At 70.4% G+C, this 15,692-nt stretch carries 20 protein-coding genes; 10 read left to right on the forward strand and 10 right to left on the reverse strand.

The features are described 5' to 3' along the window. The first annotated feature begins 3 nt into the window (after positions 1 to 3). Entirely contained in the window at positions 4 to 942 is a 939-nt protein-coding gene (locus ACFXG1_RS31625; RefSeq protein WP_384745643.1) for an electron transfer flavoprotein subunit alpha/FixB family protein, read from the forward strand. 105 nt (positions 943 to 1,047) lie between these two features. Here the strand turns inward: ACFXG1_RS31625 and ACFXG1_RS31630 are convergent, their stop codons facing one another. The 5 genes from ACFXG1_RS31630 to ACFXG1_RS31650 all read right to left on the reverse strand — a co-directional run bounded on the left by ACFXG1_RS31630 (position 1,048) and on the right by ACFXG1_RS31650 (position 4,882). Beyond that, positions 1,048 to 1,311 carry a CopG family transcriptional regulator gene (locus tag ACFXG1_RS31630; protein ID WP_384745627.1) on the reverse strand — a complete coding sequence of 88 codons (264 nt, stop codon included), beginning with the start codon at positions 1,309 to 1,311 and terminating at the stop codon, positions 1,048 to 1,050. 46 nt (positions 1,312 to 1,357) lie between these two features. Then, complete coding sequence (locus ACFXG1_RS31635; RefSeq protein ID WP_384745629.1) at positions 1,358 to 1,975, reverse strand: PIN domain-containing protein; 618 nt, start codon at positions 1,973 to 1,975, stop codon at positions 1,358 to 1,360. Then, positions 1,920 to 2,357 (reverse strand): helix-turn-helix domain-containing protein, encoded by a 438-nt coding sequence (locus tag ACFXG1_RS31640; protein WP_384722758.1) that lies wholly within the window; start codon positions 2,355 to 2,357, stop codon positions 1,920 to 1,922. Before ACFXG1_RS31640 ends, ACFXG1_RS31635 begins: the two co-directional genes overlap by 56 nt. 117 nt (positions 2,358 to 2,474) lie before the next feature. Further along, complete coding sequence (locus ACFXG1_RS31645; RefSeq protein ID WP_384745631.1) at positions 2,475 to 4,109, reverse strand: sensor histidine kinase; 1,635 nt, start codon at positions 4,107 to 4,109, stop codon at positions 2,475 to 2,477. Further along, entirely contained in the window at positions 4,106 to 4,882 is a 777-nt protein-coding gene (locus tag ACFXG1_RS31650) for a response regulator transcription factor (protein ID WP_384716170.1), read from the reverse strand. The genes ACFXG1_RS31645 and ACFXG1_RS31650 overlap by 4 nt, the downstream gene beginning before the upstream one ends. A 238-nt stretch (positions 4,883 to 5,120) precedes the next feature. Between ACFXG1_RS31650 and ACFXG1_RS31655 the strand changes: the two genes are divergently transcribed. Beyond that, positions 5,121 to 6,677 carry an alpha/beta hydrolase gene (locus tag ACFXG1_RS31655; RefSeq protein ID WP_384716167.1) on the forward strand — a complete coding sequence of 519 codons (1,557 nt, stop codon included), beginning with the start codon at positions 5,121 to 5,123 and terminating at the stop codon, positions 6,675 to 6,677. 67 nt (positions 6,678 to 6,744) lie between these two features. On the opposite strand, the gene ACFXG1_RS31660 is transcribed toward ACFXG1_RS31655, so the two are convergent. Continuing rightward, positions 6,745 to 7,647 carry an NAD(P)-dependent oxidoreductase gene (locus tag ACFXG1_RS31660; RefSeq protein WP_384716164.1) on the reverse strand — a complete coding sequence of 301 codons (903 nt, stop codon included), beginning with the start codon at positions 7,645 to 7,647 and terminating at the stop codon, positions 6,745 to 6,747. Between the two features lie 156 nt (positions 7,648 to 7,803). Between ACFXG1_RS31660 and ACFXG1_RS31665 the strand changes: the two genes are divergently transcribed. The 5 genes from ACFXG1_RS31665 to ACFXG1_RS31685 all read left to right on the forward strand — a co-directional run bounded on the left by ACFXG1_RS31665 (position 7,804) and on the right by ACFXG1_RS31685 (position 10,990). Continuing rightward, entirely contained in the window at positions 7,804 to 8,370 is a 567-nt protein-coding gene (locus tag ACFXG1_RS31665) for a hypothetical protein (RefSeq protein ID WP_384716161.1), read from the forward strand. A gap of 551 nt (positions 8,371 to 8,921) precedes the next feature. Continuing rightward, positions 8,922 to 9,434 (forward strand): hypothetical protein, encoded by a 513-nt coding sequence (locus ACFXG1_RS31670; protein WP_384716158.1) that lies wholly within the window; start codon positions 8,922 to 8,924, stop codon positions 9,432 to 9,434. Further along, positions 9,416 to 10,057: an ETX/MTX2 family pore-forming toxin gene (locus tag ACFXG1_RS31675; protein ID WP_384745635.1), complete on the forward strand. Its 642-nt coding sequence runs from the start codon at positions 9,416 to 9,418 to the stop codon at positions 10,055 to 10,057. Before ACFXG1_RS31670 ends, ACFXG1_RS31675 begins: the two co-directional genes overlap by 19 nt. After that, positions 10,057 to 10,497, forward strand: a complete 441-nt coding sequence (locus ACFXG1_RS31680) for a peptidase inhibitor family I36 protein (RefSeq protein ID WP_384716153.1) — start codon at positions 10,057 to 10,059, stop codon at positions 10,495 to 10,497. Before ACFXG1_RS31675 ends, ACFXG1_RS31680 begins: the two co-directional genes overlap by 1 nt. A 31-nt stretch (positions 10,498 to 10,528) precedes the next feature. Next, complete coding sequence (locus tag ACFXG1_RS31685) at positions 10,529 to 10,990, forward strand: hypothetical protein (protein ID WP_384745637.1); 462 nt, start codon at positions 10,529 to 10,531, stop codon at positions 10,988 to 10,990. 332 nt (positions 10,991 to 11,322) lie between these two features. Here ACFXG1_RS31685 and ACFXG1_RS31690 read toward each other — a convergent pair whose 3' ends face one another. Genes ACFXG1_RS31690 through ACFXG1_RS31705 form a run of 4 tightly spaced genes read right to left on the reverse strand, consistent with a single transcriptional unit; the run spans position 11,323 to position 13,261 of the window. Continuing rightward, complete coding sequence (locus ACFXG1_RS31690; RefSeq protein ID WP_384745639.1) at positions 11,323 to 12,048, reverse strand: GntR family transcriptional regulator; 726 nt, start codon at positions 12,046 to 12,048, stop codon at positions 11,323 to 11,325. Between the two features lie 9 nt (positions 12,049 to 12,057). Then, positions 12,058 to 12,549, reverse strand: a complete 492-nt coding sequence (locus ACFXG1_RS31695) for an SAM-dependent methyltransferase (RefSeq protein WP_384709727.1) — start codon at positions 12,547 to 12,549, stop codon at positions 12,058 to 12,060. Beyond that, the gene (locus ACFXG1_RS31700; protein ID WP_384709730.1) at positions 12,534 to 12,731 is read right to left on the reverse strand and encodes a CYTH domain-containing protein; all 198 of its coding nucleotides are present in this window, start codon (positions 12,729 to 12,731) and stop codon (positions 12,534 to 12,536) included. Before ACFXG1_RS31700 ends, ACFXG1_RS31695 begins: the two co-directional genes overlap by 16 nt. Further along, on the reverse strand, positions 12,728 to 13,261 hold the full coding sequence (locus tag ACFXG1_RS31705; RefSeq protein WP_384709733.1) for a flavoprotein: 534 nt from the start codon (positions 13,259 to 13,261) through the stop codon (positions 12,728 to 12,730). The genes ACFXG1_RS31700 and ACFXG1_RS31705 overlap by 4 nt, the downstream gene beginning before the upstream one ends. 44 nt (positions 13,262 to 13,305) lie before the next feature. Between ACFXG1_RS31705 and ACFXG1_RS31710 the strand changes: the two genes are divergently transcribed. From ACFXG1_RS31710 to ACFXG1_RS31720, 3 genes are all read left to right on the forward strand, one after another. Beyond that, positions 13,306 to 13,953, forward strand: a complete 648-nt coding sequence (locus tag ACFXG1_RS31710) for an HAD family hydrolase (RefSeq protein ID WP_384709736.1) — start codon at positions 13,306 to 13,308, stop codon at positions 13,951 to 13,953. 93 nt (positions 13,954 to 14,046) lie between these two features. Beyond that, complete coding sequence (locus tag ACFXG1_RS31715) at positions 14,047 to 15,240, forward strand: helix-turn-helix domain-containing protein (RefSeq protein ID WP_384709739.1); 1,194 nt, start codon at positions 14,047 to 14,049, stop codon at positions 15,238 to 15,240. Between the two features lie 88 nt (positions 15,241 to 15,328). Next, positions 15,329 to 15,538, forward strand: coding sequence for a hypothetical protein (locus tag ACFXG1_RS31720; protein ID WP_384709742.1), 210 nt, complete (start codon positions 15,329 to 15,331; stop codon positions 15,536 to 15,538). The last annotated feature ends 154 nt before the right edge of the window (positions 15,539 to 15,692 follow it).

The raw sequence follows: 15,692 nt of genomic DNA on the forward strand, positions 1-15,692 counted from the left end.
GTTGTGGATCATGTGGAGGGGTCGGTTCGTAAGCCGACGCTGGAGTTGCTGACGCTGGCGCGGCGGCTGGGTTCGCCGGTGGCGGTGGCTTTGGGTGCGGGTGCCGCGCGGACCGCGCAGGTGCTGGGTGAGCACGGTGCGGAGCGGGTTTTGGTGTCGGAGGCTTCGGAGTTCGCGGAGTTCCTGGTGGTGCCGAAGGTGGACGCGCTTGCGGCGGCGGTGGAGCTGGTGGGGCCGGTGGCGGTGCTGGCGGTGTCGTCGGGGGAGAACAAGGAGGTCGCTGCGCGTTTGGCGTTGCGGCTGGGGTCGGGTGTGATCACGGACGCGGTGGATGTGGAGGCCGGGGAGGGGGGTCCGGTGGTGGTGCAGTCGGTGTTCGCGGCGTCGTTCACGGCGCGTTCGCGGGTGTCGCGGGGTGTTGCGGTGATCACGGTGAAGCCGAACAGTGCCGGGGTGGAGCCGGTGGCGGCGGGTGGTGTGGTGGAGGAGTTGTCGGTGGGTTTCGTGGTGGGTGCGGCGGCTCGGGTGGTGTCGCGGTCGGCGCGGGAGTCGTCGGGTCGTCCGGAGCTGACGGAGGCGGCGATTGTGGTGTCGGGTGGTCGTGGGCTGGGCTCGGGTGAGGGGTTTGGTGTGATCGAGGCGTTGGCGGACGCTTTGGGTGGTGCGGTGGGTGCGTCGCGGGCGGCGGTGGACGCGGGGTGGTATCCGCATGCGCATCAGGTGGGGCAGACGGGGAAGAGTGTGTCGCCGCAGTTGTATATCGCGTCGGGTATTTCGGGTGCGATTCAGCATCGTGCGGGGATGCAGACGTCGAAGACGATCGTGGCGGTCAACAAGGACCCGGAGGCGCCGATCTTCGAGCTGGCGGACTACGGGGTCGTCGGCGACCTCCACACCGTCGTCCCCCAGCTCACCGACGAGATCAACAAGCGCAAGGGCTGATCTGCGGGACAGGGCCCGGTGAGGGTGGCGTACCAGCCCCTCACCGGGCCCTTTCCCTCGCCCGCGGACCGGACCCGGTCCCGCCGGGGCCCACGAACGACCGGTTCACACGACGCCCGCCCCGTACCGGCCCTGCTCCTGCCGGGCTCTCGCGAGCCGCTCGCGCAGGGCCAGGACCTCCTCGTCCGTGACGGGACCGTGCTCGGCCTCGGCGACGGCGATCAGCTCGTCGAGACCGTCCCGCTCGATCTGCCGGGCGACGGCCGCGACCACATAGGCGGAGAACCCGGAGGGGCCGCTCCGCGCCTTGGCGCCTTCGGCGACGTGGCACGGCATGGTGATCGAGTACGTGCCGGCGGGTTCGGTCATGCCACCCATCCTGCCGGAGACGCTCCCGGGAAGCAGGTGAGATCTTCTATCGCAGGTTCACCCGTACCGTGTCGGCGAAGCGCGTCACACCCGCTTTGGCGAGACGGTCGACGGCCACGGCGAATGTCATGGGCGGATTCCGCTTCTCCTCCGCCAGTCTGACCACTGTCTCCGTGACTTCGTCCGGCCATCGGCCGTACAGGTCGCACAAGTAGGTGTCCGGATCCACGACATGTAAGCCCCTCTGCGCGAGCGGAGCCGCGGGGAAGTCCGCCAGGTTCCAGGTCACCAGCGTGTCGGCGCCCGCGGCCAAAGCTGCCGCGGTGTGGTGCCGGTCATCCGGGTCACGGCCGGGAATCCCGTCCAGCAGATGGACGTAAGCCGATTCGCCGATCTCGCAGTCCGCGAAGAATCGTCGGATGGCCCGGGTGACCGCCCGGGCAGATTCCTTCGAGCGCCTCTCTTCCCGGACGATGACGCGTTCCCACTCCATGAGCAGACGCTCGGACCACACGACGGTGTGGACGGAGTCCTCGGTAAGGGCGAGCATCAGGTCCATCACCGAGAAGGGGAACAGGACATTGGTGTCCACGAATACCTTCACGGGCTCAGGACTCGCCCAACTCTTCGCCGATCCGTCGGCGGCCTTCCCGGCGACGTTCACGACGTTGCTGGAAGGCCAGTACGTCGCCGAGGCGGACGACCCGATGGCGGCTGCCCGGGAGATGGGCCGAAGGGATCTCGCCGCTGTCGAGGAGGCGTGCGACGAAAGGCCGGGACAGGCCCAGCAGCTCGGCCGTCTCCGCCGGCGACAGCCGGGCCTCTGAGGCGAGGACCGTCACCGCGTGACCCTGAGCCAGCTCGCCGGCCGAAGCGATGAGGACGCGGACGAGTTCAGTCGGGAGCCTGACCTCGGCGCCTCCCGGCTTCCTCAGGACGATCTCGACCTCTTCGGGAGCCATGCGGCGGGCCTCGGCCAGTTCGTCCGGGTGTACGTCGTGCGGCTCCACCCGGGTGGCGTGGGCGAGAACGCTCGTACGGGCCATGTCCGGGCCTCCCTCCTCGGTTATCTGTAATAACTGTAACCTTGGCGCGGAACGCGGACAACTGGTAGCGCCTTCACCCCGCCCGGGGTCGGCCGAGGCTCGGCGTCGGGTCCGGGATCAGGCGCGGTCGAGGACGATGGTGAAGGTGGTGCCCTCGCCGACCGTGCTTTCGACGTCGACCGTGCCGCCGTGGTCGCGGACGATCTGGCGGACGATGGACAGGCCCAGGCCGCTGCCTCCGGTGAGGCGGCCCCGGGCCGCGTCCCCGCGCCAGAAGCGGTCGAAGAGGTGGGGGAGGTGTTCGGGCGGGATGCCGTGGCCCGTGTCGCGGACGTAGAGGATCGCCAGTTCGCCGTGGGGGACCAGGGCGAGGGTGACCGTACCGCCGTCGGAGGTCGCGCGGATCGCGTTGCCGACGAGGTTGCCGATCACCTGGCGGAGGCGGTCCGGGTCGGCGTGGACCAGGACCGGGGCGTCGGCGTCGGCGTCGGGCCGGTCGTACGCGAGGGCGAGGGTGACGCCCGCGTGCTCCGCGCGGGCCAGCTGGGCCGTACGGCAGGTTTCCAGCAGGTCGGCCAGGTCCGTGTCGGTGCGGTGGTAGGTGAGGGCGCCGGCGTCGGCGAGTGCCAGGTCCTGGAGGTCGTCGACGATCCGCTGCTGGAGCATCACCTCCTCGTGGAGGGAGTCCAGCAGTTCGGGGGTGGCCTCCACATACCCGTCCTGGAGGGCTTCCACATAGCCGCGCAGATTCGCCAGCGGTGTCCGCAGTTCGTGCGCGATGTCGCCGGTGAGGCGGCGCTGGCGTTCCTCGGACCGCTGGAGCGACGTCGCCATCCGGTTGAAGTCGTGGGCCAGCGCCGCGATCTCGTCCCGGCCGGTGACCGGGACCCGGCGCGCGAGGTCACCCTCGCCGAGCGACCGGGTGGCGGCGGTGAGCGCCCTCACCGGTCGCAGGACGGTACGGCTCAGCAGCAGCGCCGCCGCCGCGACCGCCAGCGCCACTCCGGCCGCGACCCCGACCGTGGGCGCGATCGCCAGGTCGGGCGGCGAGGCGTTCCGTACCCCGAGACGTACCTCCAGGCGGGGCGGCGCCACGGCGGCGGTCCGCTCCCGGAAGACCCGCTGGAGACAGGCGTTGATACCGTCCGCCTCTCCGCTCAGACACGCCCGGGTGTCCCGCCGCACCGGTTCGGAGCCCCGGCCGGCCAGGGTGCGGCGGCACTGCGGCCGGGTCGGGTCCAGGACGACCGAAGGCGTCGCGAACTCGTCCGTACGTACGCGGGGTTCCGCCCCGGCCCGGGTCAGACACGTCGCGTACCGGATGGTGTGCGCGTACTGCCCGATCTCGTACGACGTGACTTTCGCGGCGGACTCCGGGAAGAACCCGTCGGGTATCCGGAACCGGGGCGCGGGGTCGACCAGGACCGGCGGTTCCGTGCTGACCCGGCGCGCGTTCCGGCCCGCGAGGGTGTCGGAGTCGGCGAGGAGGACACCGTCCTCGGTCGTCACCCGGATCCGCTGCCCGGTGTCCCGGGCCAGCCCGAGCACGGTCGGGCCGACCCCTTCCCAGGTGCCGTGCGCATAGCCGTACTTGCGCAGCCCCTCGGCGATCCGGGACGTCTCGGCCCGGCTCGCGGTGACGCTCTCCTCGACCGCGCCCGTCGCCTGCCGCCAGGTGAGCCAGGCGGTGGCGGCGGTGGCGGCGACCGCGACGAAGAGGAGCAGCCCGAGCACCCGGAGGCGGAAGCTCACCGAGGGCGGCTTCCGGAACCGGAGCCGTCAGCGGGGCCGGGGGCGCCGGGGGCGGCCGGGGGCCTTGTGGCGCCGGCGGCCGGACGCGGTACCGAGAGCCGGTAGCCCCTGCCGTACACCGTCTCCACCACCCGCGGGAACAGCCCGTCCGCCTCCAGCTTCCGCCGCAGGTTCATCACATGCGCGTCCACGGTCCGTTCGAGGACCGACTGGTCGAAGCCGAAGACACGGTCGATGATCTGCCCCCGGGTGAAGACCCGGCCCGGTGACTTCGCCAGCAGGTGCAGGATCGCGAACTCCTTCCCCGTCAGCGGCACCGGCCGCCCGTCCGCCCGCACCTCGTACAGCTCGGGGTCGATCTCGATACCGCCGACCCGGATCACCGCGGGCGCCGGGACCTCCGCCGCCCCGCCCGCCCGGCGGAGCAGGGCGCGGACCCGGGCGGTCAGTTCGCGGGGGCTGTACGGCTTGGTCATGTAGTCGTCGGCGCCCAGGTCGAGACCGAGCAGCAGATCCTCCTCGGTGGTGCGCGCGGTGAGCAGGAGGATCGGTACGCGGGACTCCATCCGCAGCACCCGGCACACGTCGAGCCCGTCGACCAGCGGCATCATCACATCGAGGACGACGAGGTCGGGCCGGGTGGTACGGGCCCGGTCGATCGCGGCCCGACCGTCGGCGACGAGCTGGACGTCATGGCCCTCGCGTTCCAGATAGATCCGGATGAGCCGGGCCTGTTTGACGTCGTCCTCGGCGACCAGGATGCGCGGCGTCAAAGCCCCTCCCGTGTGGACTCCCGTGGCGGACTCCTGTGTCGGGCGACTCTACGGTCCGGATCGCGGCGGGGCGCCTCCCGCTTCACAGGGCCTTCAAGATTGGCCCGGCGACGTGGCCGTTGCGCCGGGATTGTCGGCGGGTGATAACCGGGTGATCGGCAATCGGGGGGTTACCCCCACTCCCGCCGGACCCGGCTGCCGGATGGGCTCAACTCCCTGAGCCCGTAAGGCTGTACGTATGACCGAAACCAAGCGCGACGGCCGCCGAAGCCGTTCCCGTACCGCCCTGTGGGTCTCCGGGGCGACGCTCGCGTCCCTGCTGACCGGCGGGGTCACCACCGCCGGCGCCACCTCGGGGCCGACCTCGGGACCGACCCCCGGGGCGGCGGCGAAGACCCCCGCCCTGAAGTGGACGAACTGCGCCAAACCCGGCGGCCCCCCGACCCAGGAGTGCGCGACCCTGACCGTCCCCGTCGATTACCGCGAACCGCACGGCAAGACCATGTCCCTCGCCGTCTCCCGGGTGCTGAGCGACGCGCCCGGCGAGCGGCGCGGCACGCTGATGGCCGTGCCGGGCGGGCCCGGTGGCTCGGGGGTGAAACGCCTGACCGACAAGGGACTCGCCTTGCAGGGCCAGTTGGGCGGGGCGTACGACCTGGTGGCTCTCGATCCGCGCGGGACCGGCGGCAGTTCGAGGGCGGACTGCGGGATCTCCCAGGACGATCTGTGGGAGACGCGGCTGCGGTCGTGGCCCGGTGTCGACGGCGACATAGCGGAGAACGTGGCCAGGTCGCGGCGGGTCGCCGAGGCGTGCGCCGCCAACGGCGGTGACGAGGTCCGCAGCCTCAGCTCGTTGAACCAGGCCCGCGACATGGACCGGTTCCGGCGGGCGCTGGGTGTGGAGAAGCTGTCGACCTGGTCGACCTCGTACGGGGCGTATGTGACCGCGATCTACGCCCAGGTCTTTCCGCACCGCACCGACCGGATCGTCCTCGACAGCATCGGCGACCCGGACCACCGGCGCGTCGCCCAGAGCTGGCTGGCCAATATGGGCCGGGCGGTGGAGGACCGGTTCCACGACTTCGCGGTCTGGGCGGCGGACCCGGCGCGGGAGACGGGGCTGCGGCTCGCACAGCGCCCCGAGGACGTCCGGCCGATGGTCGTCGCCCTGGCCGACCGGCTCGACCGGCAGCCGAAGAGGAAAACGGACACCGCCAATGTCGCGCTGGACGGCGCGGGGCTGCGGAACTCGATCATGGGCCTGCTCTACGGCGACACCGGTTTCCCCGTCCTCGCCAGGCTGATCAAGGAGGCGGGGGACCCGCAGGCCACGGTGAAGCTGCCGGACCAGCTGAAGCGTCCCCTCCCGCAGCAGGACGCGGCCACCTGGATCGGCGTGATCTGCAACGACGTCGCCTGGCCCGCGCCGGACGCGGCCGGCTCCCAGCGGGCCGTCACCGCCGACCGGGTACGCTACCCGCTCACCGGCGGGCTCCCGGTGAACATCACTCCCTGCTCCTTCTGGCAGAACGAGAAGCGGGAGAAGACGGTCCGGATCACCGACGACGGACCGTCCAACATCCTGATGATCCAGAACCGCCGCGACCCGTCGACCCCGCACTTCGGCGCCCTGAAGATGCGGGAGTCGCTGGGGGACCGGGCCCGGATGGTCACGGTCGAACGCGGCGGGCACGGGGTGTACATCGGCACCGGCAACGCGTGCGGCGACGCGACCGTCACCCGGTTCCTGAAGACGGGCGAGCGGCCCGCGCGCGATGTGAACTGCGCGGGCTGACCCCCGAGGACGGGTGTCCGGGGCCGGGTCCGGGGGGCGAGGTGGTACGCCCCCGGGCCCGGCGCCCCTACTGTCCGGCGGCGCCCTTCTTCACCACCTCCAGCAGGGTGGAGAAGCTGTCGGCGGCGTACCCCTGCGCCATACCCCGGCGGAAGAGGTCGACGACGGCCTGCGGGAGGGTCGTGTCGACCCCGGCGTCGGCCATGGTGTGCAGGACGTGCTCCGCGCTGGCGGTCCCCATCGCCAGCCGGTCGACGTCGCCTTCGTGGTTCCCGGCGTCGATCCGCTCCGCGTAGAAGCCGGTGAACATGTCGAGGGACCCGAAGGTGCCCCGCGCGTGGTCGAGGACGTCCGCCGCCTTGAGGCCGTGGGCGTCGGCGAGGGCGAGGGCCTGCAAGTAGCTGAGCATCGAGGTCCAGAACATGCTGATCCCGATCTGGTACATCAGCGCCGCGAGCCCGGGGTCCTCGCCCCGGTAGTCGGTACCGGTCAGGACCCCGAGGGTGTCCTCGTACCGCTCGAAGACTTCCCGGGGCCCGCTGTAGAAGGTGCTCGTGGTCCCGGGGCTGCCGACCCCGGACGGCGGGGTCTGTACCCCGCCGACGAGATACTCCGCGCCCTGCTCGGTGACCCAACGGGCGCCCTGGCGGGTCCGCTCCGGGGTATCCGAACTGAGATTGACGACCACCCGCCCGGCCAGCGCCCCGGCGACCGGCTTCAGCAGCGCGTCCATCGCGTCGTAGTCGGTCAGGCTCAGAATCACCAGCTCATTGGCGCCGACGGCCTCCTCGACACTCCCGGCGAGCACGGCCCCCCGCGCCACCAGCGGCTCGGCCCGCGCGACGGTCCTGTTCCAGACGGTCACCTCATGCCCCTTGTCGAGCAACGCCCCGACCATGGCGGCGCCCATGGGGCCGAGCCCGATGACGGTGACGGGGGTGGGGGTTCGGGGGGTGGTGGACGCGGACACGGCTGTCTCCCTCAGCTCTAGAACGAGCGCTCTATCTAGTGCGCTGGGTGCGACTGTAACAGCAAGTAGAGCGCTCGTTCTAGTGATGGCCGGGGCGGTGGTCGGGATGGTGGCGCGTGGGTGTGCGTGTCAGTGGCGCCGGTTACGGTGCCGTGCATGACCGAATGGATCGACGACGGCGTCATGGTGTGGCTGGGCGAGGTCCCCGGCGACGACGAGACCGTTCTGGTGTTCTTCAAGGGAGTCGGCGCCGCCGCGATGAGGGAAGGGCTGATCGCCCAGCACAGACCGCCGTTCGCCCACGGCGAGGAGAACCCGCCCGGTGAGTGGGGAGCGGTCGTGCACCACCTGCACCATCCGGCGCGCGGCGAGTTCGGCGACACCGACTACCGCCGGCTGTGCCCCCCGGGAGCCGAGCTGGTGGTGTTCGTCCCCAACCCGTGCCTGGCCAAGGGGCACGGTCCCCAGATGTACCACTACCGGGACGGGGAGGCCGTGTCCTGTGTCGACTACGAGGATCCCGAACAGGCCGGGGAGTACTGGCCCAATGAACTGGCGCCGTTCATCGCCGCCGCCGGGATCGACTACGAGAACGAGAACTACGACCGGCGACTGACCCGCCTGATCTGCGACCATCTGGGGCTCCCCGAACTGGAGCGGGGGGCCGTCGCTGTGGACCGCGACCTCATCGCCTCCTACTTCCAGGACACCCCTGCCGTCTGACCGGCGCGGACGCTGTGGTCGATGTACTGGGTAGGTCCAGCGGCGCCGGCGTCACCCCGGGCTCGGCCGCTGGTCGTGGTGGCCGGGCCGGGTGACGGGGGTGGGGGCGGACGGCGTCTTCGACGGCCGCGGTCGAGCAGTTGTTCTCCGAACTCCTGGCTGAACCGGAAGGGCCCATTCACCTGTATGGGTGATAAGTGCGACCAGCGGATTGTGCAGTTGTCGAGACCTCTGCTGTCATGCTGGACAAGGTCGAGGTCCGGTCACGGACTGGCCATACGGAAGTCAAGACGGTCGTCGTTTTCTCCACCGAATCCGCGGCGTGAGGGACGGTCGTCTACCGGAAAGCAGACCACTTTCCTTCTTCTGATCCGTGCCGCAGAACGGTAGCCATCCGCTGTGGCCGCACGGACATCAAGGCACGTCGGTGCGCGTGCCGCGGCTCAACGGGGAGCACCCGTACCTCCATCGTTCTCGGCGTCCGGCCGGGCCGTCCGTCGTGCCCGCCTGCCCGGCGCCGATGATCCTCCACACCTTTGTAGAGGAGAGCTATGTCCACTCCACTGTCCGCGATGCGGACATCGTACGGTGGCCGCTGGGCCGCCCTGATCGCGGTGACGCTGAGCATGCTGGTGCCCATGGGTGCCAGCGCGTCGGCCGCGGCCCCGGCCGCGCCGCCCGCCGCCGAGGCCGAGCCGAACTGCGTGACCTGGATGTCGCCCGTGACCAAGACGGTGACCGGCGGCACCCTCAAACTCTGCCGGCTCGACAACGCCAACCTCGATCTGTACCTGGGCTACACGAACACGGGACGAGGCCTGCGCAATCTGACGGCCGTGGTCTACGACTGCGAAGGCTCCTATCTGGGCGACCGCTCCGTGCGGCGGTGCGCCGACAGCCTGAAGGGCACCTACGTCTTCGACTGGCGACAGGTGCAGGGCGGGGAGACGGTCGAGGCCATCGTGCCCAAAGGCAGTGTGAAGTCGCATCTGTACTGGACCGACAACATCGACCAGGCCACCAACATGAAGTGGGAGGCGGCGGCATGGATTCCCAGCAACTGAACGGCACGCCCGGTAGCACGCCCAGTGCCCGGCGATCCGGTCCGCGACGCGCGATCGCGTTACTGGGAGCCGCCGTCCTTGCCGCGTCCCTGATGACCACCGCGTCGTCGACGGTCGCCATGGCCGACCCGGGGACCGTCCCGTGTGACGACAAGTGGCACTTCAGCCAGGTCGGCGGGCCGATCCAGGACCGGATCGTCGCCGAACGGTTCACCTTCGACAACCGCAAGAGCAGGAGCCCCAAGAAGTACACCGAGCGGATCAAGACCACCACGACCAACTCCTTCACCCACTCGGTGGAGGTCGGGATCGAGGTCACCACGGGATTCAACATCTTCGCGGCGAGCATGTCCGCGACTCTCAGGGCCAGTTACGGCTTCACCGCCACGCAGGAGAACTCCATCGAGAAGGAGACGGAGATCCCCTACGAGGTCGGCGCGAACGAGGGCTACATCGTCTATATCGGCTTCGAGACGATGAAGATCAAGGGTTACTACGAACGCATCATCGGCTGCGACACCGGCGGCCAGAGCTATCAGCGCGTCGGACCGGTCACCGTTTCGGTGCCCGGTGTCGGCAAGGCCGTCTGGTCCGAGGACCTTCCGCCTCTGGGGGCAGTGTGATGACGACTCTCCGTACCACGGTCCACCGTCCGGCGGCCGTGCTGACCGCGGCCGTGCTGGCCTTCGCCGCCCTGCTGACGGTCCCGGCCGCCCCGGCGTCCGCCGCCGCGAACAACCCGTTCGGGGTGCGGATCCTCAACGAGGCGGGCGAGAACGGGCCCGCCTGCCCCACCGGCTGGTTCTGCGTGTTCCACGCCAAGAACTACAAGTGGTGGTCGTACGCGGTGCTCCCGGGCACCGACGTCGCCGACATCAAGAACCTCAAGTTCAGCGGCGGCTCCTCCATCGACGGGGCGTGGGCCGTTGTCAACAACACCAGTCAGAAGTACTGCGTCCACAAGTCCGCGAACTACGGCTCCAGCGAGAGCTGGTACCAAGTGAGCGCGGAGGGCCGCTATGACAACACCGGCTTCGGCGTCCGCTCCTTCCGCCCGTGCTGAGCCGTCGGCACCCCTTCAGGGAAGGCACCTCATGATCCCGACTCTCCGTCGCCGCGCGGGCACCGCCCTCGCCGCGCTCGCCCTGGTCACCGCCGGGGCGGCCCTGACGCCGGCGGCGATGGCCGCCGTCGCGACCACGACCACCACGACCACCACGACGAACACGACCGAGGCCGCCGCCGGCGTGACGTATCTCCGGGCCCTGTCCGGTGACAGCCAGACCGTCAACGCGGGCCAGCAGGTCGGCCAGGCCCTGATCGTGAAGGCGCTGGACGCCGCATTCCAGCCGGTGCCCGGCGCCACCATCACCTTCTCCACCCCGGGCGAACTCACCTTCGCCGGCGCCGCCACCACCGCGACCGCGGTGACCGGCGCCGACGGAACCGCCCAGGCGCCGGCCCTGACCGCGGGCGCGGTCAAGGGACCGTTTCTGATCACCGCTGACGCCAACGACAAGGAGGCGCATACCGCGTTCGAGATCACCATTCTCTGATCTGAACCGCCGCCGTGCCGACCGGTCCGCTGCCCCGGGCCGGTCGGCACCCTCGGACCGTACGGACCGGCACGCTCCGGTCACGACTCGCCCGCATTCCCCGATGTGAGCGCCCCGAGGCGGCACGAGTCGGCCGGTTTCTGCGAGGCTGCCGCGCCCGCCGGACCGACAGCCGCCCCCGTGGGGAGCCCCGCCCGTGCGGGGCAGGTGTCCCGGGTCGCCCTGCCGCGACGACCCGGGACACACCCCTGTGCGGAGACCCACGATGTGATCTCGTTCGGCACCGCCTCGACGGCCGGTGGCCATCGCGGCAGCCCGGGGTGAGGGTGTGGTTACTGGTCGTGGAGGGTGGTGGTCCAGCGTAGGACGGTGGAGCCGCCGGTGACTTTGACGGCGACTTCGACGATGCGTCCGTCGGTGAGGTGGACGGTGCGGACGACCTGGGTGACGACGACGTCGCCGGCGGTCAGTCCGAGTGCTTTCTTCTCGGTGGTGGTGGGGTGTCTGGAGGTGACCTCTTCGAGGACGTGGTCCTGTTCGACTCCGAGTCGTTCGGCGGCGAGTTCGCGTGAGCCTCCGGTGGAGACCGGTTCGGCGAGTTCGGGTGCGGCGGCGATGACGTAGGCGGGGTAGTAGGAGCTGCTGATGTGGACGGGTGCGCCGTCGCGGCTGACGATGCGGCGGCGGACGTGGACCGGGGTTCCCGGGGTGACGTCGAGGCGTGGTGCGACCAGTTCGTCCGCGCCGATGGTGCCGGTCTCCAGGACGCGGGAGGTTTCCCCGCCGCCGAGGGCGGCGCCGGTGTGCCGGTGGAGGCGGACCCGGGCCGGGATGTTGTTGCTGATCGGTCCGGCGACGACGGTTCCGATGCCGGGTTTGGGAAGGGTGAGCCCTTCCATCTTGAGGAGGCGGTAGGCGCGGTTCGCCGTCGTGTTGGCGACGTTGAACTGTTCGCACACTTCCCGTAGGGACGGCATCGCGTCGCCCGGTGCGAGGGCTCCGTCCTGGATCTGCCGACGGTAGTGATCCGCGATGGCCACGTATCCCACCTGGGCCATTCCTCTCTCCTATCTGCTGGCTGTGCCTGGAGGAGAGTCTGCCCAGTAGTCGGTGAGCATCTCGCCCGGCCAGGCGGGTTGGTGTACCGGGCCTCGGGGGCCCATTTCGCGGAAGTAGGGGGCGAGGTCGTAGACGGGGGATCCGTCGACGGCGTCGAGGTCCGTGACGTGGAGGTCGAGTCCGTCGACGGAGAGGAGTCGGGGGAAGGACTGGGCGAGCTGGTTGGGCCGCCGGTGGTTGCGGTGGACGAAGGTGCCGGTGGCCGGCCAGCGGGGGTCGTTCCTCGGGCTGCGGGCATGGAGGGCGACATCGTCCGGGGACGCCAGATGGAAGTGCCAGACCACGACGAGGTGGGAGAACTCCGCCAGCCCCTGGACGACCTCGGCGGGGAACGCGGGGTCGAGGCGGATGACCGCGTCGCCGGTCCAGCGGTCGTCGGTGGGTTCCGTACGCCCGCCGACGACGATACCGACCGGGCTGATCTTCAGTTCCTGTGCCATCTCGCGCTCTCCTCGCACCGGGGCCCCGACAACCGATTCAAGCCCTGGGCGTCGAGGGTGTGGTCCTGGGTGTCGTAGTAGGTGTCCCGGTACGTCTCCGTCCGCCCTTCGGCTCGCTCGTCCAGTCGTGCCTGAATGTCGTGGGGCGCGGGTACCCGTGCTTTCAGCTCTGCCTCGATCATTGGTCTGCCTCTTTGTGTTCTGCTGCGGTGAGGGCGGTGTCCCAGGGGTAGGGGTGGCGTTGGCCGGGTGGGTTGGGGGTGAATCCGTCTTTGCCGTACAGGACGGTGACGCCCATGTCCCGCAGGGCGGTGACGCTTCGGTCGATCTGTTGGTGGGCGGCGTAGGCGGCGTTGACGCAGGGCATGGCGACGATGGGGATGCTTTTGCCGATGCCTTCGGCGGCGACGCCGACGACAAAGTTCGAGGTGAGGCAGAGTGCCCAGGAGGCGAGGGAGTTGGCCGTGACGGGGGCGAAGAGGATGACGTCGGCGCGGGGCCAGGCGTCGGGTTCGCCGGGGCGTTTGTAGCGCGACCGTACGGGGTGGCCGGTCAGCTCTTCCAGGGCGGGCAGGTCGTCGTGGAGCCAGTCGGCTGCGGTCGGGGTCAGCCCGAGACATACGTCCCAGCCGCGTTCCCGGGCGGAGGCGATCACCTCGGGGTACTGGAAGACCGGCGGGGCGGCCGACCCGAACAGGTACAGCGTCTTCATAGGGGTAATCCGAGCACACTCCCGTCTCTTCTACGCTGGTTGTCATGGTGCGAGCCGTGGTGTTCGACGTGGGTGAGACGTTGGTGTGCGACGACCGTTACTGGGCGGGGTGGGCGGACTGGCTGGACGTGCCGCGTCACACGTTGTCGGCGCTGGTCGGGGCGGTGGTGGTGCAGGGGCGGGACAACGCCGACGCGCTGCGTCTCGTCCGCTCCGGTCTCGATGTGTCCGTCGAGTACGCGGCCCGGGAGGCGGCCGGCCGTGGTGAGGTGCTCGGGGAGGGCGATCTGTACGCCGATGTACGCCCGGCTCTGGCGGAGCTGCGCGAACGCGGTCTGCGGGTGATCGTCGCCGGTAATCAGACGGCGCGGGCCGGTGAGCTGCTGCGCGCGCTGGATCTGCCTGCCGACGCGGTGGCCGTGTCGGGCGAGTGGGGGGTGGCCAAGCCGTCGAAGGAGTTCTTCGAGCGGGTGCTGCTGCTGGCGGGGACGCCTCCTGAAGAGACGTTGTACGTGGGCGATCATCCGGTCAACGACATCGGCCCGGCTGCCGCGTGCGGCCTGCGCACCGCGCATCTGCGGCGCGGCCCGTGGGGTTTCTACTGGGCCGATGCCCCGGAGGTCCGGGCCGCCGCCGACTGGTCGGTCGACAGCCTGCACGATCTCGTCCGGGTCGTGGCCGGGGAGAAGTGACCCACGCGCCGGAGTGTGAAAGGGGCCTGTTTTCCTGCGGGTGGGCGACGGCGCGAGTACGTTCGACGGGCTGTGCGTCGAACGGAGACCGACATGTCCGCAGCCAATGCCCGTGAAACGGGCCTGCGTATCGCCTACCAGCGCAGCGTCCACCGCCCGAAGCTGACACAGCAGCAGCTCGCGGACGCGGCACGGATTCACGTCGGCACCCTCCGCAAGATCGAACGCGGGGCCAGGAATGCCGGGGACGGTGTGCTGGTCGCCATCGCGGACGCGCTCGGCATCGACATGGCGATACTGCTGGGCACGCACGACAGGACGACGGACCGGGTACGCGGGGCGCTTCCGGTGCTGTCGGCCGTCATCGCGGCGTACGACCTGCCCGACGACGGCCCGGTTCGCCCCCTGGCCGAGCTGCGGGCGGCGGTCGCCGACGCGGCGAAGAAGCGTCTCAACGCCCAGTACGCGGCGATCAGCAAGGACATCCACGTCCTGCTCGCGGAGCTGCTGAGGGCCTTCGCCCAGGCGGACGGCGGGGACCGCCCGAACATCGCCCGCCTGCTGGTGTCGGCCTGTCGGACGGCGGACGCCATGGCGTTCAAGTTCCGTGCCCATGACCTGTCGGCGCGACTCATCGAGCTGATGCGCTGGGCGGCCCCGCATACGGAGGATCCGCTGACCGGCGCCACCATCGCCTATGTGCGGACCGAGACCTTCTTCGCCGCACGGGCTCACGACGCGGGTCTGCGGGCCCTGGAACACGCCATCGACCACATTCCCGCACCACGGAGCCCGGAGGAGTTCGCCGCACTCGGCGCACTGCACATGCGTGCCTCGGTCATCGCCGGGCGTGCCCGTGTCGAGGACGCCGCCTTCCGGCATCTCGCCGAGGCACGCGGCCTGGCCGAGGCCGTACCCGAAGGCACGTACGACGGGACCGCCTTCGGCCCCGACTCCGTCCGCATCCACGAAGTCTCCGTCGCGGTCAGCCTGGGCGGCGACCACACCGCCACGGCACTGGACGTGGCACGCCGGTGGAAACCCGACGAGGAACTCCCGAAGGAACGCCGCTCCGGCTTCTACATCGAACTCGCGCGCGCCCAGCTCTGGTCGGCCCGTTCGGACGACGCCTACGAATCCCTGAAGTCCGCCCGGCGTATCGCTCCCCTCCACACCCGCGAACACCCCTGGGTCCGCTCGGACATCGCCACCATCAGGCGACTGAAGCGGTCCGGAACCGAAGACCTGAGCAGCTTCGCCGAATGGTGCCACGCCGGCGACAGCTGACCCGGTGACCCAAGGCGGGTCAGTTACGGGCTTCCCGCAGCTCCACCATCATCCTCGTCCGCGCCAATACCGCAGATGGGGATATGCCATGGCGCAGCAACCGCCGACCGAACCCCGGGTGCCGCCGACCCCCCGCGAACCCGAGCGCCCGCAGATGCCGGAGTACTGCCTGTACTGCGAGCGACTGGTGGAGCGGTCGGAGGAGACCCTGTTGATGCTCGGGTTCTCGGCGTCCGGGGCGCGTCCGTCTTTGTACGCGCATCCGGAGTGTCCGCAGCCGCGCAGGGTCCGGCGCTGAAGGCTCCCGTGTGCGGTGGCCCCCACGCCCCGTGCGCGGGTGACCGGTCCCGGCCCCGTAAACCACCCCCGGCGCGGGGCCGGGACCACCCACACCTGAAACCAAGACGCCCCGAGGAACCGTTCGCAGCGGATCCGTCGGGGCTCGACCAACC

The sequence above is a fragment of the Streptomyces sp. NPDC059248 genome (assembly GCF_042753905.1).
Classification (GTDB): domain Bacteria; phylum Actinomycetota; class Actinomycetes; order Streptomycetales; family Streptomycetaceae; genus Streptomyces.